Genomic DNA, 21,697 nt, shown 5'->3' on the forward strand with positions numbered 1-21,697 from the left:
TCAATCAATCAGTCAGTCGTCAGTCAATCAATCAGGCGTGTGGCCGGGGTTGCAGGCCCCCAGCAGCAGCGCGTGCACATGCCGCTTGAGCGCGACAGCGTCGAGCGTGGCGATTCCCACCTGCCCCTGCCATACGGTGGCGGTGGCAAACGGCAGCATCACGAGGCCGAGAATCGATATGAAAAGCATGCCGGGGTCGACCAGCGCGTTGATCCGTCCGGCGCGCTGCGCCTGCAACAGTGCGTCGCCAAGCTCGCGAATGCGGTCGAACGGAATGCGCGCCTTCATGCGTTGGTGCAGCAGGCCGCTGGTGTTGGCCACCTCTCTGAGCCAGAGCGAAGGCAGCCACGGGGACTGCACGATGACGACGAACATCCGGTCGATCAGGCGTTCGATCAGCGCAATCGGATCATTGGCGTCAGAGTCGCTGTCGTGCCAGACGTATCTAGCGAGTGGTGCGAGCCGCTCGTCGGCCACGGCGTCCAGCAACGACTCGCGATGGGTGAAGTGGTAGTGGACCATCGCCGAGGTGACGCTTGCCGCGGCCGCGATGCGTGCGACGGTCGTGCCGGCAATGCCATGCTCGGCAAACAGACGCACGGTGACGTCAAGCAGTTGCTCGCGCAGGTTGGCATCGGGGGTTGCGGGTCTGCGTCCCACTTGTCGGACGGACTTTTTTGCGGCTGGCATGTCAGCATTCTAATAATTAATTAACGAATCAGTTAATTAGAAATGTAACGCTGCCACGAAAGAAAAAAAAGTCTACTCAAAGAGTCCCCGAAGTGTCCGATGACGCGCCGCTACATCGCCCAGATGCGCGGCGAGCAGGCCTTGATGCCCCATGCCTGAAGCCGCCACAGCGCCCACACGCGCTGCCAGGTTTGCGTGAGCGGTTCGACCACGGGGGCGAGCCCGCGCAGCACCAGCATGTGCGCGTTCGCAGCGGTGACACCGGCGATCACCCCGGGGGCAGATCGCAGAGCAGTGCCTGTGTGGCCTCCAGCAAGCCCTCGCGAAGCGCGCGCGGCATGGGTGTGCCGCTGGCGAGAATCAGGCTGCCGAAGCAGCGCGCGCCCGCAAGCCCGAGCGGACCGTTCATCAGGCGCTGGTCTTGTGCGTCGAGTACGCCGTGTTCGAGAAATCGTCCGGGCCAGACGATGTGTTGCGTGAAGCGGCCGGTGCTGAAGGGCAGGTCCGCATGGGGCAGGCCGAGGGCGGTGATGTCCCAGGTCATCAGGTGCGCATCGGGCGCGAGATCGAGATGCAGTTCGTTCGATGCGTCGCACGCGTCGTAGGCAATGGCCTCGAGTGGCAGCCACTCCAGTCGTGCGCCGGGTGCCACGGCGATGCGCGTGCGTTGCATGGCGTGTGCGCCGTTGCTGCGATAAAAACGCGTGGCGCCCGGCGTGGTGACCAGCGCGTGCGCGCCTTCGTTGACGTGCACGTCGATGTCCAGCACATCACCGCCGACGAGGCCACCGGGCGGATGCACGAGCACGTTGTGGCAGACCCCCGGGCCTTCGGGATACAGCGTGCGCAGCACGCGCAGCGGGCCGTCGTGGCTGAAGTGCAGCGCCGTGGTTTCGCTGCGGCGCGAATAGTCGAGATCGAGTCGAGCGTGCCAGACCATTGCATGCGCGAGCTGCGTGCCGCCGTTCAGATCGCCACCAGTTGGCGCACGCCCTTGGACTGCATCTCGCTGCCCGGGCCGCTCGCGATGACCTCGCCGCGTTCCATGACCACGTAGTGATCGGCCAGTTCCTCGGCGAAATCGTAGTACTGCTCGCAGAGCAGGATCGCCATGTCGCCGCGATTGGCGAGCATGCGGATCACGCGGCCTATGTCCTTGATGATGCTCGGCTGTATGCCTTCGGTGGGCTCGTCGAGGATCAGGATCTGCGGCCTGGGCGCAAGCGCGCGGGCAATCGCCAGCTGCTGCTGCTGGCCGCCCGAGAGATCGCCGCCGCGCCGGTGCAGCATGGTCTTGAGCACCGGGAACAGTTCGAACAGTTCGTTCGGAATCTGCGCGCCGCCGGGTTGGTAGGCCAGGCCCATGCGCAGGTTGTCCTCGACCGACAGGCGCGAGAAAATCTCGCGGCCTTGCGGCACGTAGCCCATGCCGCTGCGCGCGCGGTCATAGGGCGCGCGGCGCGAGATGTCGGCACCCTGCCATTCGATCCGGCCACTCTTGATCGGCACCAGTCCCATCAGGCTCTTGAGCAGCGTGGTCTTGCCGACGCCGTTGCGGCCCAGCAGCACGGTGACCTTGCCTTGCTCGGCCTTGAGGTTCACGTCGCGCAGGATGTGCGAGCCGCCATAGAACTGGTGCAGGTTTTCAATCTTCAACATCGCTCATCACCTTCCCAGATAGACCTCGATCACGCGCTCGTCGGCCTGCACCTGGGCGAGCGTGCCCTCGGCCAGTACCGCGCCATCGCACAGCACCGTCACCTTTTCGGAGATGGTGTCGATGAAAGACATGTCGTGCTCCACCACCATCAGCGAGTGCTTGCCCTTGAGGCTCAGGAACAGCTCGGCGGTGCGCACCGTTTCCTCGTCCGTCATGCCGGCCACGGGTTCGTCGAGCAGCAGCAACCGGGGCTCCTGCACCAGCAGCATGCCGATCTCGAGCCACTGCTTCTGGCCGTGACTCAGCAGGCCGGCCTGACGCGTCACGCTGCCCGCGAGATGGATGGTGTGCAGCACTTCGGCAATGCGATCGCGCTGCGCGCCGGTCAGGCGGAAGTTCAGCGAGCGCGCCACGCCCTTGTGCGTCTTGAGCGCGAGTTCGAGGTTCTCGAAGACCGAGAGCTGCTCGAACACGGTCGGCTTCTGGAACTTGCGGCCAATGCCCATCGCGGCGATCTGCGGTTCGTTGTAGCGCAACAGGTCGATGGTCGAGCCGAAGAACACCGTGCCCTTGTCGGGCCGGGTCTTGCCCGTGATGACGTCCATCATCGTGGTCTTGCCCGCACCGTTCGGGCCGATGATGCAGCGCAGTTCACCGGGGGCGATGTCCAGGTTCAGGCCGTTGATGGCCTTGAAACCGTCGAAGCTCACGTGCACGTCTTCGAGATACAGAATGCGCCCGTGCGTGACATCGACCTCGCCGGGCAGCACGCGCCGCGCGGTGCTGGCAACGCGGTCGCCCGACTCCGTCGCGCCGGATGTGGCCCTTGAATGGTGCGACTGCGTGATGCGCTCGGTACCGGCTTCCATGAGATCGGGGGTCATGCGCGTGCTCCTTCGGCAATGGGACCTGTGGCCGCAGCTTTGGCCGACGTGGTGGTGGCGACGGAGGTCGCCGCCTGCGCCTTGCCACGGCGTGCCGCGCGGTGCTCGCGCCATTGGCGTGACAGGCCCACAATGCCGCCCGGCATGAACAGCGTGACCGCGATGAACAGCAGGCCCAGCACATACAGCCAGTACTCGGGCGCGGCCATGGTCAGCCAGCTCTTGCCACCGTTGACGACGAACGCGCCGATGATCGGGCCGATCAGGCTCGCGCGGCCACCCACGGCGGTCCACACCGCCATCTCGATGGAGTTGCCCACGCTCATCTCGCCGGGATTGATGATGCCCACCTGCGGCACGTAGAGCGCGCCCGCGAGGCCGCACATCATCGCGGAGATCACCCAGATCGTGAGCTTGTAGGAAAGCGGGTTGTAGCCGCAGAACATGGTGCGCGATTCGGCATCGCGCACCGCCTGCAGCACGCGTCCGAACCGGGATTGCACGAGCCAGCGCGCCAGCAGATAGCAGCCGAGCAGCGCCACGCCCGAGAGCGTGAACAGCAGCACGTGCATCCGCGGCGTGTTCAGCGAAAAGCCCAGAATCGACGTGAACCCGGTAAAGCCGTTGTTGCCACCAAAGCCGGTTTCATTGCGAAAGAACAGCAGCATGGCGGCATAGGTGAGCGCCTGCGTGATGATCGAAAAATACACACCCTTGATGCGCGAGCGAAACGCGAAGTAGCCAAACACGCCGGCGAGCAGACCCGGCACCAGCAGCACCAGCACAGCGGTGGCGATGAAGCTGCCCGACAGCGACCAGACCCATGGCAGCTCCTTCCAGTCGAGGAACACCATGAAGGGCGGCAGTGCGCCGGGCCGGAAGCCTCGCGCATCAGGTACATGCCCATCACGTAGCCGCCGAGCGCAAAGAACAGGCCGTGGCCCAGGCTCAGGATGCCGGTGTAGCCCCAGATCAGGTCGATGGCGAGCGCGCAGATCGCATAGCACATGAACTTGCCGAGCAGGCCGATCATGTAGTCCGAGAGATGCAGCGCATGGCCGTCGGGCACCAGGAGGTTCAACGCCGGAGCGATGGCCGCAATGCAGATGAAGGCGATGAGAAACAGGCTCCAGCCGCGCCCCGTGAGCAGCGGTGCGGGCCTGGGCAATTCGAGCGAGTGGTGGATGGTTGTTGGCATGGATTCAGGCCTCCGCGCTGCGGCCCTTCAAGGCAAAGATGCCTTGCGGACGCTTTTGAATGAAGATCACGATGAACAGCAGCACGGCAATCTTGGCAAGCACCGCGCCGGTCCAGCCTTCGAGCAGCTTGGACAGCACGCCGAGGCCGAGCGCCGCATACACCGTTCCGGCGAGTTGGCCGACACCGCCGAGCACCACCACGAGGAACGAATCGACGATGTAGTTCTGCCCCAGATCCGGGCCCACGTTGCCGACCTGGCTCAGCGCGCAGCCTGCAAGACCCGCGATGCCCGAGCCGAGCGCAAATGCATAGGTGTCGGTGCGCGCGGTGTTCACGCCGACACACGAGGCCATCGCGCGGTTCTGCGTGACGCCGCGCACGAACAGGCCGAGACGCGTGCGCGCGATCATGAAGGCCACGCCACCCAGCACGAGGAATGCGAAGATCACGATGCAGATGCGGTTCCACGGCAGCGTGAGGTTGGGCAGCAGCGCAATGCCACCGCTCATCCACGAGGGGTTCTCGACGCCCACGTTCTGCGCGCCGAACACGCTGCGCACGGTCTGTTGCAGCACGAGGCTGATGCCGAACGTGGCGAGCAGTGTCTCGAGCGGCCGCCCATACAGAAAGCGGATCACGCCGCGCTCCAGAATCGCGCCGACCAGCGCCGACGCGAGGAAAGCCACCGGAATCGCTGCCACCAGATACCAGCCGAACGCGGCCTCGGGCAGCCAGCGCTGGAACAGCAGTTGCACCACATACGTGGCATACGCGCCGATCATGATCAGCTCGCCGTGCGCCATGTTGATCACGCCCATCAGGCCATAGGTGATCGCGAGCCCGAGCGCGGCGAGCAACAGCACCGAGCCGAGGCTGACGCCGCTGAAAATCTGCCCGAGGCGCTCGCCCCAGACCAGACTGTCGTCGATCTCGGCGAGCGCGCGCCTGAGGGCCTTTTGCACCGCTGGGTCCTGCTCGTCGGTCAGGCGCTGGTTCAGCAGCAACTGCGTCTCGGGCGTCTTCAGATGCGTGAGCGTGCCGATCGCCTGCATGCGCTGCTGCGGATCGTCGCTCGTCAGCAGGCTTGCGGCCCTGGCGCGTTCGAGCAGCGTCTTCACGCGCGCGTCCTGCTCCTTGTCCAGCGCCCGGTCGATGATCTCCACGCGCGATGCGTCGGGCTCCTCGGCGAGTTGCGCCGCGGCCTTGCGGCGCGCCTCGACGTCGTCGCTGCCGAGCGCCAGCGCGGCCTGCGCCGCGTCGATCACGCCGCGCAGATAGTTGCTGTTGACCACGTCCTCGGCATCGGCGGGAAGCCGGGTCGCCGCGCCTGACGCAGGATCGATGGCCTTGTCACCGCGAACGATGAAGGCCTTGCCGTTGGCGGTCTTCACCTCGTCGTTCGCCAGCGCCGACAGGTATGCGGCGAGTTGTGCATCGGGCGTCTGCACGGACTTGTTGATGGCCTCCACGCGCTGGTCGTTGTCGTCGGCAGCGGCCATCTGGAAGGCCTGATCGGCGCTGAGCGCGTGAGCCCCGAGGCTGGTGAGCAGGGCCACGGAGGCGACGACCGCCGTGGCCAGCAAAGGCGCGAGCTTGCGTCCGGGAAATTGAATGCCGAATGTGCGTGTCATATGTTTACCGTTGCCTGCCCGAATGGCTCCCTCGCCCCCGAAGGGGCAGAGGGCAGGGGTGAGGGGCTGACGCCCGCAACTCACATCGCAGACTTGCCGTCCGGCTCGTCCTTCTTCTTGTCGTTGCCATCGATGAACGGGCTCCATGGCTGGGCCTTGATCGGTCCCTTGGTCTTCCAGACCACGTTGAACTGGCCGTCGGCCTTGATCTCGCCAACCATCACCGGCTTGTGCAGGTGGTGATTCTTCTCGTCCATCTTCACCGTGAAGCCATCGGGCGCGACGAAGGTCTGTCCGGCCATGGCGGCGGTCACCTTGTCGACGTCGGTGCTCTTGGCCTTTTCAACGGCCTGCTTCCACATGTGGATGCCGATCCAGGTGGCTTCCATCGGGTCGTTGGTGAGTGGCTTGTCCTTGTGGCCGGCGATGTTCTTCGCCTTGGCGTAGTCGCCCCACTGCTTGATGAACGCGGTGTTCGTCGGGTTCTTCACGCTCATGAAATAGTTCCATGCGGCGAGGTGACCCACGAGTGGCTTGGTGTCCACGCCGCGCAGCTCTTCCTCGCCCACGCTGAAGGCGACGACGGGCACGTCCTTGGCCTTGAGTCCGGCGTTGCCCAGTTCCTTGTAGAACGGCACGTTGGAATCACCATTGATGGTCGAAATCACGGCGGTCTTGCCGCCAGTGGAGAACTTCTTGATGTCCGAGACGATGGTCTGGTAGTCGCTGTGTCCGAACGGCGTGTAGGTTTCGATGATGTCGGCTTCCTTCACGCCCTTGGACTTCAGGAACGCGCGCAGGATCTTGTTGGTGGTGCGCGGGTACACATAGTCGGTGCCCAGCAGCACGAAGCGCTTGGCACCGCCGCCTTCCTTGCTCATCAGGTATTCGACAGCGGGAATCGCCTGCTGATTGGGCGCGGCGCCGGTGTAGAACACATTTTTCGACAGCTCTTCGCCCTCATACTGCACGGGGTAGAACAGCAGACCATTGTTTTGCTCGAACACCGGCAGCACCGACTTGCGCGACACGCTGGTCCAGCAGCCGAAGACCACGGCCACCTTGTCCTGCGTGATCAGTTGCTTGGCCTTTTCGGCGAACAGCGGCCAGTTCGAGGCCGGATCGACCACCACGGGCTCGAGCTTCTTGCCGAGCACGCCGCCCTTGGCGTTGATGTCGTCGATGGCCATGAGTACCGTGTCCTTGAGCACGGTCTCGGAGATCGCCATGGTGCCCGAGAGGCTGTGCAGCACGCCGACCTTGATGGTGTCCTGTGCATGCACGGCTGTCGTTAGTCCAAGGCCCAGGGCCAGCGAGGCGGCCAGCGTTGTAAGTGTTCCGCGACGGTTCATTGCACGACTCCAATAAGGAAAAGGGAAAAAATGAGAACCGGTCCAGATCGACCGTGCAAGGCACAACGCAATTGCTGTGCCAGGCCGCGTCCTTCACTGGCGCGTCGTGGTGGTACATACCGCTTGCGACCCGGTAGCGCGCATGATTCGCGCTGCGGTCAACCGTTGTGGTGCGCAATCGCCGGACCGGTGCAGGCACACTGCACCATTGCAGCGCGCGGCCTGGCGGTGGCATGCCACCGCAGGTGCAGAGGCCCGCATTTGGTGCCGGGCGCTCACCAAAATGTGGCCTGCTTCTTGCATCGTGGTGCTCAACCCGTTCTCACTCAGTCACTCACCGGACTTCATTCAGGATCGACCGCATATGGAACTCACTCCCCGCGAAAAGGACAAACTGCTGATCTTCACCGCCGCGCTGCTCGCGGAGCGGCGGCGCGCACGCGGGCTCAGGCTCAACTACCCGGAAGCCGTGGCCTTCATCAGCGCTGCCGTGATGGAAGGCGCGCGCGATGGCCGCAGCGTGGCGCAGCTCATGAGCGAAGGCCGCACCATCCTGACGCGCGACGACGTGATGGACGGCATCGCCGAGATGATTCCCGACATCCAGGTCGAGGCCACGTTTCCCGATGGCACCAAGCTGGTTACCGTGCATCAACCGATATCCTAGGAACATCTCCTGAGGCGCTTTCGCGCCTTCCCCCTTCGCTGCGGGCGGCCCTTGCTGGCTGGTTGCTGGTGTGGGCCGCTAACGACTTGAACTTCATTCACCTGATCGATTAGCCATGAAAAAATTTCGTTGTCTTGTTTCAGCGGCTGCGGCCTTCGCTGTGATTCCCTCTACGGTCTTCGCGCATGTGGGTGACCACGGCCACAGTCACAACCTGATCGACAGTTTCACCAGCGCGTTTGCGCATCCCTTCACCGGAGCAGACCATCTCGCAGCGATGGTGGCGGTGGGCATGTGGAGCGCGATTGCGGTGCGTCCCGCATGGCGCGCGCCCGTGGCCTTCGTGGCGTTGTTGATTGCGGGTTGCGTTGCGGGCTTTGCGGGTCTGGCCGTGCCGGGCGTGGAGCCGATGATCGCGGCCTCCGTGCTGGTGCTCGGTCTGCTCGTGGCGGTGCAAAAGCGCCTGCCCTGGGGCGTCGCCGCCGGCATTGCCGGTGTGTTCGCGTTCTTTCACGGGGCGGCGCATGGGGCCGAGCTGTCGGCCGACACCGCAATGATGGCGCTGGCCGCGCTGATCGGCATGGCCGCTGGCTCGGCCACGCTGCATCTCTTCGGCATGGGGCTCGGCCATGCGCTGCTGCAACGCCACGCGTGGATCGCCCGCGTCGGCGGCGCGGCAACGGCACTGCTCGGCGCCGTCATGCTCACCCGTCTGGTCTGAAACCAGGAAAAGGTACGCAATGACACCCGGTGAACTGTTGATCGACGAAGGCACCCGCGAGCTCAACACGGGCCGCGATGCGGTCACGCTGGTCGTGAAAAACGCCAGCGACCGCCCGATCCAGGTCGGCTCGCACTACCACTTTGCCGAGACCAACGCAGGCCTATCCTTCGACCGCGATATCGCCCACGGCATGCGCCTGAACATCGCGAGCGGCATGGCCGTGCGCTTCGAGCCCGGCCAGCAACGCACCGTAGAACTGATCCCCTTCGCAGGCGACCAAAAAATCTACGGCTTCCGCGCCCAGATCATGGGAAAAATCCACCCATGACCACAACAGAAGCGCGCACTCATCTCGCGAAGTCGCGAGATGAACGCCGCACGAGCGAAGCAAAGTGCCGAGCCCACATCTTCCCGACTGACTTGCGGCGGTTGTCCGAGCGCAGTGACGCAGGAACGAAGTCGAGTTCCGCCGCAGGTATTCCAGGCGCATTTTTGATTACTTTTTGGGCGCACCCCAAAAGTGATTGCCCCGCCGGGGCAGTCCCGGCCCCGGACCTCAACGTCCACTCCCAAGCTCGCCATCACCGATCGAACGGATGAATTGAAAAATGGCAAAAATCGACAATCGCGCCTACGCCGAAACCTACGGCCCCACGGTAGGCGACCGAGTCCGCCTGGCCGACACCGACCTCATCATCGAGGTCGAACACGACTACACCCTGCGCGCCGGAACCTACGGCGAAGAAGTGAAATTCGGCGGCGGCAAAACCATCCGCGACGGCATGGCTCAAAGCCAGCGCACGCGCGGCGAAGGCGCGATGGACACGGTCCTCACCAACGCGTTGATCCTCGACCACTGGGGCATCGTCAAGGCCGACATCGGCCTCAAGGATGGCCGCATTGCCAGGATCGGCAAGGCGGGCAATCCCGACACGCAACCGGGTGTGGACATCATCATCGGACCCGGCACGGAGATCATCAGTTGCGAAGGCAGCATCGTCACCGCAGGCGGGATCGATTCGCATATCCACTTCATCGCGCCGCAGCAGATCGAGGAAGCGCTCACCAGTGGCGTCACCACGATGATCGGCGGCGGCACCGGCCCGGCCACGGGCACGTTTGCGACCACCTGCACGCCCGGCCCGTGGAACATGGAGCGCATGCTGCAGGCGGCCGATGCGTTTCCCATGAACATCGGCTTTCTCGGCAAGGGCAATGCCAGTCTGCCCGCGGCCTTGCATGAGCAGATTTCCGCAGGCGCGATTGGCCTCAAGCTGCATGAAGACTGGGGCTCGACACCGGCGGCCATCGACAACTGCCTGAACGTGGCGGAAGACACCGACACGCAGGTCGCGATTCACACCGACACGCTCAATGAAAGCGGCTTTGTGGAAGACACCGTGGCCGCATTCAAGGGCCGCACCATCCACACGTTTCATACCGAAGGCGCGGGGGCGGTCATGCGCCGGACATCCTGAAGGTGGTTGGCGAGGCGAACGTGCTGCCCAGCTCCACCAATCCCACGCGCCCCTATACCGTGAACACGCTCGACGAACATGTGGACATGCTGATGGTCTGCCATCACCTCGACCCGTCGATTGCCGAAGACCTCGCGTTTGCCGAAAGCCGCATCCGCAAGGAGACCATTGCAGCGGAGGACATCCTGCACGACCTTGGCGCGATCAGCATGTTCAGCTCGGACAGTCAGGCCATGGGCCGCGTCGGCGAGGTGGTGCTGCGCACCTGGCAGACGGCGCACAAGATGAAGGTCCAGCGCGGCGCACTGCCCGGAGACAACAGCGCGCGCCATGACAATTTCCGCGTCAAGCGCTATGTCGCCAAGTACACCATCAACCCGGCCATCGCGCACGGCGTGAGCCACGAGGTCGGCAGCCTGGAACCTGGCAAATGGGCCGACATCGTGATCTGGAAGCCCGCGTTCTTCGGCGTCAAGCCATCGCTGATACTCAAGGGCGGCTTCATCGCGATGGCCGCCATGGGGATCCGAACGCATCGATTCCCACGCCCCAGCCGGTGCACTACCGGCCCATGTTCGGCAGCTTCGGCGGGGCCATCGCCAGGACCTCGCTCACCTTTGTCTCGCAGGCGGGACTGGCCGCCGGCATTGGCGAGCGTTTCGGTCTGCGCAAGAGCCTGTCGGTGGTGAGGGGCATTCGCGGCGTGGGCAAGCGCGACATGATCCACAACGACTACGCACCGCGCATGGAGGTGGATGCGCAGACCTATGCGGTGCGTGCCGATGGCATGCTGCTCACCTGCGAGCCTGCGGTCAGTCTCCCGATGGCGCAGCGCTATTTTCTGTTCTGATCGGAGGCCGCCGAATGCTGATGCTGGGCGCTCCTGCTCTCATGCCACACAAGCCAGTCCTGCGCGGCGATGACCGGCGCTCCCTTGAGCGCGGCGGGCATGGCCTCGTAGACCAGCACGCGCAACGTGCGTTCGCTGTCTTCGGCAGCCGGACGATGCGGCAGGAGTGCCACGCGCGCGTCAAGCACGCGCTTGGCGTATTCGCCGATGTCTTGCGGCCAGACGCATTCGATGCGGTCCAGCGCCTGCTCAAGCGCGTCGTCGAGCGGATAGACTTCGGCGAGTACCGGTGCGGTGCCGCTGAGGCTCAGGCCGGGATACCAGCCGAGATCGTGCAGCGTGCCGGTCAGCAGGGTCGTGCCCACGCGCGCTATGCCGCTGCGCAGCCGCGCAATGTCGTTCACGCCGCCCGCACGCAGCGTGCCGTAGACGGCGACATGCGTTGCGCCGCAGGCCTGCCAGGGTGGATTGGTGGTGATGGTGTCGCCCATGGCGCAAATGTAGTTTCTGAACAAAGACCTCGTCGCATGCATGCATGTTGCATGCGCGATGCCAACGTGCGAGGGCAATGCAAGGATGATGACGCAATGATCCAGATGAACAAACTGCTCGCCAAGGGCGCGGGCCTCTCTCAGGTGCTGCTCAAGCGCGCGGCGAGCGTCGAACTCGATTGGGATGTGCGCCAGAAAAGCCGCTTCGCCGCTACCGACAGCACGGGCCGCGAGCTGGCCATCTTCCTGCCGCGCGGGCAGGCCGTGCGCGGCGGCGACGTGCTCGTGGGCGAGGACGGATCGCTCGTGCGCGTGATTGCCGCGCCGCAGAAGGTGCTGCACATCGGCTGGTGCCGACAGCATGGAACGGCCTTCGATCTGACGCGCGCCGCCTACCACCTGGGCAATCGCCACGTGCCCATCGAGTTGCAAGCCGATCATCTCAAGATCGAGCCCGACCACGTGCTGGCAGGGATGCTGCGCAGCATGCACCTGATCGTCACCGAGGCCGAGATGCCGTTCGAGCCCGAGGGCGGCGCATATGGCGGGCATGTGACCCACGATGGACACGGCGGCCATCACGGCCATTCGCATGGCGCTCACGAAGGCCATCATCATCACGATCACTGAACGGCTGCGCCGCAGATGAGCACGCCGATCTCACCCCACAGCCTGCTGCAACTCATGTGGCTCGCTTCGCCCGCGCTTCCGATCGGTGGATTTTCGTACTCCGAGGGGCTGGAATCCGCCATCGACGCGGGATATGTCGATGGCGAAGCCAGTGCGGCGGACTGGCTGGTGGATCAACTGCATCTCACGCAGTCGCGCGGCGACATGGCGGCGCTGGCGCAGGCGATTCCCGCGTGGCAGGCGAGTGACGTGCATCGCGTCGAGGCGCTCAACGATTGGGTGACCACCACGCGCGAGACCAGCGAGCTGCGCCTGCAGAGCGAGCAGATGGGGCAGTCGCTCACGGTCTGGCTGCGCAATCAGCATGCGGATTCGGCGCAGCGCATGGTGCAAATCGAAACGCTGGCGCGGCTTTCGCAACGCACGCCCACCTACCCGATTGCCTTCGCGCTGGCCGCCGCATTCACGTTGGCACCGGTGCGCGAATGCGTGCTGGCCTACGCCTTTGGCTGGGCCGAAAACATGGTGCAGGCCGCCATCAAGGCCGTGCCGCTCGGGCAGAGCGCGGGACAGCGCATCCTGGCGCGGCTGGCCGTTGAGATTCCCCCCGCCGTGGAGCACGCGCTGAGCCTGCCAGACGAGGCGCGCACGGCGTTTTCACCCATGCTGGCGATCCTGTCGTCGCGGCATGAATCGCAGTATTCAAGAATCTTCAGATCATGACCACTTCCACCTCGACCACCCACTCCGCACTCCATCACATTCCCAACCGCACCAAGAAGCTGCCGCCACTGCGCGTGGGCATTGGCGGCCCGGTCGGTTCGGGCAAGACCACGATTCTCGAAATGCTCTGCAAGGCGATGCGCGACCGCTGGGATCTGGTCGCCATCACCAACGACATCTACACCAAGGAAGACCAGCGCCTGCTCACCATCAGCGGCGCATTGCCCGCCGAGCGCATCATGGGCGTGGAGACCGGCGGCTGCCCACACACGGCGATCCGCGAGGATGCGTCGATCAACCTCGAAGCCATAGACCGCATGCTCGGCGAGTTTCCCGATGCCGACATCGTCTTCATCGAGTCGGGCGGCGACAATCTGGCCGCGACCTTCAGCCCGAACTCAGCGATCTCACGATCTACGTGATCGATGTGGCGGCCGGAGAGAAAATCCCGCGCAAGGGTGGCCCGGGCATCACCAAGAGCGACCTTTTCGTGATCAACAAGACCGACCTCGCGCCGCACGTTGGCGCGAACCTCGACATCATGCGCAGCGACACCGAGCGCATGCGCCACACGCCCAAGGGCATGAAGCCATTCGTGATGACGAATCTGAAGACGCTTGACGGGCTCGACGAAGTGGTGGCCTTCATCGAAAAGAAGGGGCTGTTGGTCGCGTGAAAGCTGGCCCTGGGCGTTCAGTAGAATGCCGCGCTAATACCACCAACCGGCGCGGCGATCTTGGACAAAACTTTCATCAAAGGCCTGGTCCTTCTTGAAGCCATGGCCCGCAACGACAAGGGTTCGGGTGTGAGCGAGCTGGCCTCGCAGTTGCTGCTCAACAAGAGCAACGTGCACCGCCTGCTGCAGGCGCTGGTGCACCAGGGTTTTGCGCGCAAGAATGCCGACACCAACCGCTACGAACTCACGATGAAGATGTGGGAGCTGGGCTCGCGCATCGCGGGCAAGCTCGACGTGCGGCTGGAGTCGCTGCCGTTCATGAAACGGCTTGCCGAGGAAACGCGCGAGACCGTGCATCTGTCGATTCTTGATGGTGCCGAGGTTCTCTACATCGAAAAGATCGACAGCCCGCAACCGGTGCGCGCCTACACCTCCGTCGGCGGTCGCGCGCCCGCGCAATGCGTGGCGACCGGCAAGGCCCTGCTCGCATGGGCCGACGAGGACGTGCTGACGCTCGTGAAGAACCGTTTCAAGGCGCACACGCCAAAATCCATCGTGCGTATCGGCGATCTGCGCAAGCAACTCGAAGACATTCGCAGCAAGGGCTTTGCCATCAACGCCGGAGAGTGGCGCGAGCAGGTGGTGGGCGCGGCTGCGCCGATACGGGATGCGTCGGGCCGCGTGGTGGCGGCGCTCGGCATTTCGGGCCCCACCGACCGACTTGACCAGGAGGCGCTGGCCCGCACAGGCGCGCGCCTGATCGAGCAGACGCGGGCGATCTCGCTGCGCCTGGGCTACAGCTAGGGCCTGTTCACCCAATCCACGGGGTCGCGCAAGCCCGAAGGGTTGTGCAGTCTTGGGCGGTCTGCGGCGTTGCAGTCTCTCGCAACGTACCTACCTTGCTTCGAGCCTGCGCCTTGCATCCCATCCCAAGACTGCACAACGCGATCCCCGTGCGTTGGGTGAACAGGCCCTACGGCCTACTGGACGGCTTGCGTGCCCGCTGCGCCCGATTCGGGCACGTACACCATGGAGCCGTCCTTGAGCCGGTAGGCCACGCCCGCCTTCGCGCCCTGGCCCTCGCCGATCTCGCCGCTCGCGCGGTAGTGGTCGAGTTTCTGTCCATCCTTGACGATGATTTCCATGTTGTCCTTGCCGGGGTTGCGAATCACGGTCACCTGCTCGGCCGAGAACGGATTGACGGGACTCTGCGCCACCGCCAGCAGCAGCGCGGCGATGATCACCAGAAACACGTCGATGAGGTTGACGACGGAGAGAATCGGGTCGTCGCCGTCACCCTCATCCATGAGGCGCAGATGCTTCATGCCAGCACCTCGGGCGCAGGCCCCGCAACCGCGTGGTCGCGCACGCCCATGCGCTGTTCGATGGCGGCGAGATCGGCCGCATACCAGCGCTTGCGCACGTTGACCACCGCAAAGCTGATCGCCGCTGCCAGCAGCGCGAGAATGACGGCGGAAAAAGCGACCATCAGGCTGCGCGAGACGTCAGCCAACTGGCCTTCGGCAAGCGCCTTGAGTGCCGGCCCCATGGGGATCATGGTCGCGACGAGTCCGAGCATGGGCGCGACGCGCGTCGCGATGCGGGCCACTTCGAGGCGCTTGACGGCCAGTGTCTCCAGCTCGACCGGTGTGCGGGCAAGCTGTGCCGACATCGCGGCGTGCAGCTCGAACCCGGCGGGACGGCCGCGCCTGCGCTGCATGGCCTGCCAGCCAAACGCGCCCAGCGCATAGAAAGCATGGGCGAAAAGCACGGCAATCGCGATCAGGACGGGGTAGAGAAAGAGCTGGCTGATTTCATACATCGCCACTTCGATGGAGTTGTTCATGTTGCGGTTTCCTTGTTTGGTTGGTGCTGGATAAGGGATGCAAATCGCTGGTGCTGACGCCATGCGCCGACCAGGGCGAGCGCCGTGATGAGCAGCAAAAGCCATGGAGCGTTGCGCGTGTCCGAAGGCGGCTGCCAGGCTTCGACCGGTTGCAGCAGCAGGCCCGACAGCGGCGGTTGCTTGGGCGGCTGTGGTTCCTCACGGGCTTCGGGCTCGGGCGCCATCGCCGTCGCCATTGCCGTCTGTACGGGTGCGACGGTGGCCCTGGGCGCTGCGTGCACAGGGGCACTCATGCCAAAGCCCGCGCCGGGTTGGGCACGCGCCCCCACCATGGCCGCGAATGCCGCGTTGTCGCTGCGAATATCGTGCCTGCGAGCAAGATCCCGCCAGCGTTGCGTGAGTTCGTTGATCGTCGCCGCGTCGGTCTGCCAATAGCCCTGACGTGCGGCTTCGAGCATGCGCTCCATGGTTTGCGCCAACGCGTGCGGGTTGTGCCGCTCGAACCAGGCGCGCAGGCCGAGCTGGTGCTTGTCGCGAACATAGACCTCGGCCATCTCCTGCCACTGGTCGTCACGCACGATCTCGCGGGCCGTGGCGGTCCAGCCCCAGAAATTGTTGGTGGCATCCAGCACCTGCAGCGTGCCTGCGTAGCCTTCCCTCATCAGGCCGCTGATGTAGCCCGGATGAAATTGGCGGGTGGCGAGTTCCTTGGCGAGAAACTGCGACGCGCCTTCGACGCGCCCGGCACCCTGACCGCGCAGATTGCTGATGTAGAGCGCCGGAGCCTTGCCGTCCAGATGCCGCACGGCCAGCGAGATGCCGCCCAGATACTGAAAGGGATCATCCGTGGTGAGCATGCCGTAGAGGTTCGATGAGCGCGACAGCACCGCGCCCTGCGTGCCGCGCAAATGTTCGGCGTAGAGGTTGACGTCCTTGGCTCCGGCAATGCCGGATTCGCCCCAGTGTTGCTCGTCGGGACCGTAGGCGAACTGCATGCGCGAGAGATAGACTGCGGCGAGCTTGCGGTCGCCATCGGCCTTGCCCTTCCACGAGCCGGTGTCCAGCGCCGCGTCGTCGAGACCCGTGCCGTAGCGCCCGCTTTCCGAGGAAAAAATACGCGTGGCCCCGGCCCGCTCGGCAGCCGGGCCCGGAGCGCCGCGCGCGCGAAGCCGCTCGGCAATCGCGCGCGCGTTGGTGGCGATGGGGTTGTCGTCCTCCGCCGCGCGCGATGCGAGCCACACGGCCCGCGCCAGTTGTTTGAGCGTGTTGGGAAAGTGATCGCGGTACAGACCGGTTACCGACAGCACCACGTCCACGCGCGGCCTGCCCAGTGCCTCGCGCGGTAGCAGCCGCACGTCCGTCACGCGACCGCCTTTGTCCCACACCGGCTCCACGCCCATGAGCCACAACGCCTGCGCTTCGAGCTGGCCCTGATGGCGCATGGTCTCGACGGACCACAGGCTGAAGGTCAGCTTGGAGGGCTGGCGGCCATGCAGGCGCAGATGCTCCGCGAGCAGTTGCTCGGCGGACTGCTTTCCGGCCTCCCACGCCTGGCGCGTGGGCACGCGCGAGGGATCGAAGCCATACAGATTGCGACCCGTCGGGTAGGCGTCGGGATTCCTGATCGGGTCTCCGCCGTAGGAGGTGGGGAGATGTCGTCCATCGAGGAACGCGATCAGTGCGGGCGTTTCCCCCTGAGCGCCCAGATCATCGTAGGCCTTGCGAGCACGCGTGATCGCGCTGCGCAATGCGGCGGGCAGACCCTCGGCGCTCTCGCCGAGCACCACGTGGCGCTTCAGCAAGCGATAGGGCGCGGTGTCGGGCAGGCGTGCCCACGGGCCGACCAGGGCTTCGTCCAGATCGTCCTCGGCCACGCCAGCGTGCCGCGCGGCCGCTTGCCAGAATTCGCGGCCGAGCATCAACAGCACCGTGCCAAGGCGATGCAACTCCTCGGGCGCGCGGCCCAGCGTGTGCAGGCCCTGCGGCTGGGCGGTTTCGGCAAGTTCATGCAGTTGTGCATGCAGCGCGTCGACGAACTCCCGCATCGATTCGCGCGCACGCGTCTCGCTCCAGCCCATGTCGGCAAGCAGCCGCTCGCGCCGCGCGGCATCGACCAGATCGATGAAGATGCGCTCCTTGACCGCGCCTTCGTCCTGCGTGAGCCACTGGTGCAGCAGATCGTGGATGCGCGTGAGTGCATCGTGCAGACCGCCGGGTGCGAACGCGGGAGTCTGGTGCGTGATGGTCACGGCGCGCCCACGCCGCTTGGCCTGGATCGCTTCGCCGATGTTGTCGGCAATATAGGGATAGGCCACGGGAAGATCGCCCAGCGCGAGCATCGGCGGGTCATAGACCGAGAGGCCGCGCTCCTTGCCCGGCAGCCATTCCTGTGTGCCGTGCGTGCCATAGTGCACCAGCGCATCGGCGCGCCACTGCTGGCGCGCCCACAGATAGACGGCGAGGTAATGGTGCGACGGCATGGCGGTGTTCGAGTGATACAGCGTCTTTTCACGCGCATCCCATCGCTCGGATCGCGGCGGCTGCGGCAGCACGGCGACGTTGCCGAGCAGCAGCCTTGGAATCACGAAGTAGGGCGTTCCACCTTCACGCACCACCATGGCCGAGCGCTCGGGATCGCCCCATGCGCCGTGCAGCGCATCCTGCGTGGCCTTGGGCAGCGTGGCGAGCCATTCGCGATATTGCGCGACCGGCATGCGATCGGCCAGACCATCGCGCAGCAGCGGCTGCAACTGGTCGGTGCGGTACGCAGGCGCGAGCAGGCGTTGCAGCAGTGCGATGAGCGGCGCCTCTTCGGGGCCTGCGTGGAATAGCCAGCGGCCGACAGGCCGCCCAGCGTGCTTTGCAGGCTGCGCGGAACGTTGAGGAACGAGGCGCTCAGATTCTTTTCGCCGCCGGGGTAGTTCCAGAACATCAGCGCCACACGCTTGTCGGCCCGGGGCTTGCGCTGCAAGGCGACCATGCGCAGCGCCTTGTCGACCACGGCCTGCGTTTGCGCGGCAATCGGCACGACCTGATCGTCACCCTTGCGCGTGGCACCGGCCACCTGGATGTCGGTCACACCCGCGTACTCGGGCTGCGCGAGATAGAACGGAACATCCATGAGCGTCACGCCCTGCGGGCTTGCGGCCCACTGCGCCTCGTCGCCGCGCCGCGAGATCATGGCCTGCAACACGGGAATGCCCAATTGCTCGAATTCGCGGCGTCGGTCTTCGGGGTTGAGCATGATCTGCGTGGTGATCAGCACGTCGGCCAAGGTGTCGCGGCCCGGGCGCAGCAGGCTTGCGAAGCCGCTCGCGTCCATCATCGGCGTGTAGAAAGGCAGGGCAATCGCACCGGCCGCTTCGACGCGGTGGATCAGGTCGTCAATGAAGTCCGTCTGCATGGCCGCGATGTACTGCTGGTGCAGCGCGATGCCGATGATCGGCGCGCGCCGCGACGCACCGGCCCTGGCTTTGCCTTCCCTCGACTCGATGTAGGCACGGGCGTCGGAAAACACCAGCCCCGGTGCCTGCGGATGGTAGAAGGCCGCTTTGGGAAATACGATGGGCCGGGCGATGCCTTCGGTCGGCAGGTTGCGGAAATGCGCCGCGAGCGTGGCGAAGAACCCGGTGAAGTTCTGCCGCCCGCCATTGACGTAATAGTCTTGCAGACGCCCGGCAAGCGGCTCGGGAAACCCACTGGCCGTGGGCTCCCGTCCGTACAGCCAGACGATGGGTTGCTTGAGCTGCGGCAGCGCCCCGGCGAGCCGCTGTTCGACGGCATCGACGAGGTAGCTGTCGATGAACACGGCATCGTGCCCCCGCCATAAACCGGCATCGGTTTTCTCCGGCAACTGATGGAGATAGCGCACCTCCACGCTGATGCCGTGAGAGCGCGCGATGCTTGCGAGCTGGTGGAATTTTCCCGCCGGCACGTTGCCCGTGGCAATGAATAGCAGCGAGCGCTTGCCGTCGGCCGCCTGCGCGAGGCAGCACATCGACAGCATCCAGCAGGCGAGCACCAGTGACTTCAAACGCTTCATGTCAGATGTCCGGCGTGATCAGAAGTCCATGCGGCCCGACACGAAAATGCGCCTGCCCTGTTCCGCATAGCCGAACGCAGCGGATTTCTGCAGCAGCCGCAGGTCGCCAATGTTCTGCAGACCCGCACGCAGATGGAACTTGCGGTCATCGCCCAGATTCCACATGCGGCCCAAGCTCGCATTCCACAGCGTGTAGGCGGGCAGGCGTTCGATGTAGCTCGTTTGCCGGCCCGTGTATTCACCCTCGAGCTGCGCGCTCCACTGATGCACGCGCCACGACACACGCGAGGTGAAGCTGGTGCGCGGCCGGTCGTTGAGCTGCTTGCCGGTGGCCTTGTCGCGCGTGCTCAGGAACTGCGCGTCCGTGCTCCACCGCAGTGCCGGTGTCACATCCCATGCGAAGCCGGTCTCGAGGCCGCGCACACGGGCCTGGTCGACGTTGTCGTAGACATAGGTGCGCCGCATTCCCTCGGCCTTGAGCAGACGGTAGGTGATGAGCTGCTTCACATCCGTGTGGAACAGCGTGGCGTTGAGCTGCAATGCGGAGACCGGCTGCCAGTGCGCACTGAGTTCGAACGATGCCGAGGTCTCGGGCTGGAGGTCGCCATTGCCATGGAAGGTGTGCGGCCCCTCGGCACCGACATAGTTCGGTGAAATCTGCTTGAGGGTCGGGGCCTTGAAGGCGCGTCCGTATCCGCCCTTGATGACCAGATCGGGGTTTGCCTCCCAGGCGAGGTAGGCGCGGGGGCTGGCGTGGGAGCCGAACATCTCGTGATGGTCGGCACGCAGGCCCAGCGTGGCGGTCCAGCGCGCGCCCAGCGCGATTTCGTCCTGCAGGAAGAGCGCCTTGTGCGTTGCATCGTCGCGGCCGCCCTTCAGCCCGGCGTTCACCAGTTCCTCGTCGCGCCATTCGCCGCCCGCAGTGAGCAGGTGCGAGTCCAGCTTCATCGTGGCGTGGCCATCCACGACGGTGTCGCGCAGGTCCTGCGGGCGTGTGGGCGCGATGTTGTTGGTGCGGAAATTGCGCACCTTCATTTCGCTGCGGTAGGCGCGCAGCTGCCCGTTCCAGTTGTCGAATTGCCCGCGCCAGCCGACGTGGCCCTGGCTGCGGTCGATGTCGTAGCGGTTGTGATAAGGAATTCTGCGCATGTTCACCTCGTCGGAAAAGCGCGATTCCTTGCCATCCATGATTCCCGCTTCCACGAGCTGGCCCCGGGCAACATCCCACTCGCCGTTGACACCGAGCGTGCGCGGGCGACGACCTTCGATTTCGCTGAGGCGTCCATCCGTCGGTAGCGCGGCCATGCCGCGATAGCTGCCCTCGGCCTGAATCGAGAGCCGTGCCTTGTCGCCCAGAGGCCCAGCCGCGTAGACCGAGCCGCGTGCTTCGCGCGAGGCACTGTCGGCATCGAGCGGAACCGTGCCGGAAAAGCCCAGCGAGCCGACCCAGTGATCCCTGGGCCTGCGCGTGATCAGATTGATCACGCCGCCCAGAGCTTCCGATCCGTAGAGCGCAGACATCGGGCCACGAATGATCTCCACGCGCTCGATGGCCGACATCGGCAGCCAGCCGTATTGATAGTCCGAGTGCCCGATGACGTCGTCACTGGCGCTGATGCGGCGGCCATCGATCAGCGTGAGCGTGTGCTTGCCCTCCAGGCCGCGCAACGCAATGGTCTTGCGCCCGCCCACCTGCCGCGGGGTGAACGTGATGCCCGGCGCGCCGCGCACGGCGTCAAGCAGATCGGATGCGTTGCGCGCGGCCAGTTCCTCGGCGGTGATGACCGTGACGCTCGCGGGTGCGGTGCGCGTGTCGTGCTCGCTGAGGGTTGCCGTCACCGTCACGGTGGGCAGGGCGTTGGCGACGACCGACTCGCGCTGCGCGTCGGTGCCGGGGGGTGGTGCCTTGTCGCTGGCCTCTTCGGCGTGCGCAGCGCAATGGAGAAAAAACAATGCCGCGACGAACGGCGCGGCAACGAATGACTGACGTGGATGCATTGGAGTCCTTGCATGCAGGTGAAACCGCAATGGCTGGACGCAAAAGGCGTTGGGCTGGGCGGGGATGAAGACGGGATCGCTTCACAGCGATCCCGCAAGCCGTACAGAAATCACGGACCCACACACGACAGGTGTGCAGCGTGAGCGCCAGAGAA

16 protein-coding genes and 5 pseudogenes are annotated in these 21,697 nt (G+C 65.0%); 8 read left to right on the forward strand and 13 right to left on the reverse strand.

The genetic code is table 11. The features are described 5' to 3' along the window. Positions 1–27: 27 nt before the first annotated feature. From H9K75_RS13435 to urtA, 7 genes and pseudogenes are all read right to left on the reverse strand, one after another. Complete coding sequence (locus tag H9K75_RS13435; protein WP_187723058.1) at positions 28–690, reverse strand: TetR/AcrR family transcriptional regulator; 663 nt, start codon at positions 688–690, stop codon at positions 28–30. A gap of 110 nt (positions 691–800) precedes the next feature. Beyond that, positions 801–1,630: pseudogene (locus H9K75_RS13440) on the reverse strand (urease accessory protein UreD). A gap of 26 nt (positions 1,631–1,656) precedes the next feature. Then, the gene (urtE, locus tag H9K75_RS13445; RefSeq protein WP_187723059.1) at positions 1,657–2,349 is read right to left on the reverse strand and encodes an urea ABC transporter ATP-binding subunit UrtE; all 693 of its coding nucleotides are present in this window, start codon (positions 2,347–2,349) and stop codon (positions 1,657–1,659) included. A 6-nt stretch (positions 2,350–2,355) separates the two neighbouring features. Then, entirely contained in the window at positions 2,356–3,234 is an 879-nt protein-coding gene (gene urtD / locus H9K75_RS13450; protein WP_187723060.1) for an urea ABC transporter ATP-binding protein UrtD, read from the reverse strand. Then, positions 3,231–4,432, reverse strand: a pseudogene (gene urtC, locus H9K75_RS13455) (urea ABC transporter permease subunit UrtC). The gene urtD and the pseudogene urtC overlap by 4 nt, the downstream one beginning before the upstream one ends. A 4-nt stretch (positions 4,433–4,436) precedes the next feature. Continuing rightward, entirely contained in the window at positions 4,437–5,933 is a 1,497-nt protein-coding gene (gene urtB, locus H9K75_RS13460) for an urea ABC transporter permease subunit UrtB (protein ID WP_226858730.1), read from the reverse strand. Positions 5,934–6,145: 212 nt separating this feature from the next. Beyond that, complete coding sequence (gene urtA / locus H9K75_RS13465; protein ID WP_187723062.1) at positions 6,146–7,417, reverse strand: urea ABC transporter substrate-binding protein; 1,272 nt, start codon at positions 7,415–7,417, stop codon at positions 6,146–6,148. 364 nt (positions 7,418–7,781) lie between these two features. On the opposite strand from urtA, the gene H9K75_RS13470 reads away from it, so the two are divergent. The 4 genes and pseudogenes from H9K75_RS13470 (at position 7,782) to ureC (ending at position 11,136) form a co-directional block, all read left to right on the forward strand. After that, the gene (locus tag H9K75_RS13470; protein WP_187723063.1) at positions 7,782–8,084 is read left to right on the forward strand and encodes an urease subunit gamma; all 303 of its coding nucleotides are present in this window, start codon (positions 7,782–7,784) and stop codon (positions 8,082–8,084) included. A 115-nt stretch (positions 8,085–8,199) separates the two neighbouring features. After that, complete coding sequence (locus H9K75_RS13475; RefSeq protein ID WP_187723064.1) at positions 8,200–8,805, forward strand: HupE/UreJ family protein; 606 nt, start codon at positions 8,200–8,202, stop codon at positions 8,803–8,805. A 19-nt stretch (positions 8,806–8,824) separates the two neighbouring features. After that, the gene (locus H9K75_RS13480) at positions 8,825–9,136 is read left to right on the forward strand and encodes an urease subunit beta (RefSeq protein WP_187723065.1); all 312 of its coding nucleotides are present in this window, start codon (positions 8,825–8,827) and stop codon (positions 9,134–9,136) included. Between the two features lie 280 nt (positions 9,137–9,416). Continuing rightward, positions 9,417–11,136 (forward strand): annotated as a pseudogene (gene ureC, locus H9K75_RS13485) (urease subunit alpha). On the opposite strand, the gene H9K75_RS13490 reads toward ureC, so the two are convergent. Then, positions 11,121–11,627: a gamma-glutamylcyclotransferase family protein gene (locus tag H9K75_RS13490; protein ID WP_187723066.1), complete on the reverse strand. Its 507-nt coding sequence runs from the start codon at positions 11,625–11,627 to the stop codon at positions 11,121–11,123. The pseudogene ureC and the gene H9K75_RS13490 overlap by 16 nt on opposite strands. A 96-nt stretch (positions 11,628–11,723) precedes the next feature. Here H9K75_RS13490 and ureE point away from each other — a divergent pair, with 96 nt between their 5' ends. From ureE to H9K75_RS13510, 4 genes and pseudogenes are all read left to right on the forward strand, one after another. Continuing rightward, a complete protein-coding gene (gene ureE, locus H9K75_RS13495) occupies positions 11,724–12,257 on the forward strand; it encodes an urease accessory protein UreE (protein ID WP_187723067.1) in 534 nt (177 codons plus the stop codon). Between the two features lie 15 nt (positions 12,258–12,272). Further along, a complete protein-coding gene (locus H9K75_RS13500; RefSeq protein WP_187723068.1) occupies positions 12,273–12,980 on the forward strand; it encodes an urease accessory protein UreF in 708 nt (235 codons plus the stop codon). After that, positions 12,977–13,656: pseudogene (ureG, locus tag H9K75_RS13505) on the forward strand (urease accessory protein UreG). The gene H9K75_RS13500 and the pseudogene ureG overlap by 4 nt, the downstream one beginning before the upstream one ends. A gap of 102 nt (positions 13,657–13,758) precedes the next feature. Then, a complete protein-coding gene (locus H9K75_RS13510) occupies positions 13,759–14,460 on the forward strand; it encodes an IclR family transcriptional regulator (protein WP_264293794.1) in 702 nt (233 codons plus the stop codon). A gap of 176 nt (positions 14,461–14,636) precedes the next feature. On the opposite strand, the gene H9K75_RS13515 is transcribed toward H9K75_RS13510, so the two are convergent. The 5 genes and pseudogenes from H9K75_RS13515 to H9K75_RS13530 all read right to left on the reverse strand — a co-directional run bounded on the left by H9K75_RS13515 (position 14,637) and on the right by H9K75_RS13530 (position 21,542). Then, positions 14,637–14,981, reverse strand: coding sequence for a DUF2149 domain-containing protein (locus H9K75_RS13515; protein ID WP_187723070.1), 345 nt, complete (start codon positions 14,979–14,981; stop codon positions 14,637–14,639). Beyond that, positions 14,978–15,502, reverse strand: coding sequence for a MotA/TolQ/ExbB proton channel family protein (locus H9K75_RS13520; protein WP_187723071.1), 525 nt, complete (start codon positions 15,500–15,502; stop codon positions 14,978–14,980). Before H9K75_RS13520 ends, H9K75_RS13515 begins: the two co-directional genes overlap by 4 nt. Next, positions 15,499–18,252 (reverse strand): cobaltochelatase subunit CobN, encoded by a 2,754-nt coding sequence (locus tag H9K75_RS13525; protein WP_264293795.1) that lies wholly within the window; start codon positions 18,250–18,252, stop codon positions 15,499–15,501. The genes H9K75_RS13520 and H9K75_RS13525 overlap by 4 nt, the downstream gene beginning before the upstream one ends. A 119-nt stretch (positions 18,253–18,371) precedes the next feature. After that, positions 18,372–19,544, reverse strand: a pseudogene (locus H9K75_RS24810) (cobaltochelatase subunit CobN); the annotation flags it as partial. Between the two features lie 18 nt (positions 19,545–19,562). Continuing rightward, positions 19,563–21,542 carry a TonB-dependent receptor plug domain-containing protein gene (locus tag H9K75_RS13530; RefSeq protein WP_187723072.1) on the reverse strand — a complete coding sequence of 660 codons (1,980 nt, stop codon included), beginning with the start codon at positions 21,540–21,542 and terminating at the stop codon, positions 19,563–19,565. Between the last annotated feature and the right edge of the window lie 155 nt (positions 21,543–21,697).

The organism is Diaphorobacter aerolatus, assembly GCF_014489535.1.
GTDB lineage: Bacteria > Pseudomonadota > Gammaproteobacteria > Burkholderiales > Burkholderiaceae_C > Diaphorobacter_A > Diaphorobacter_A aerolatus.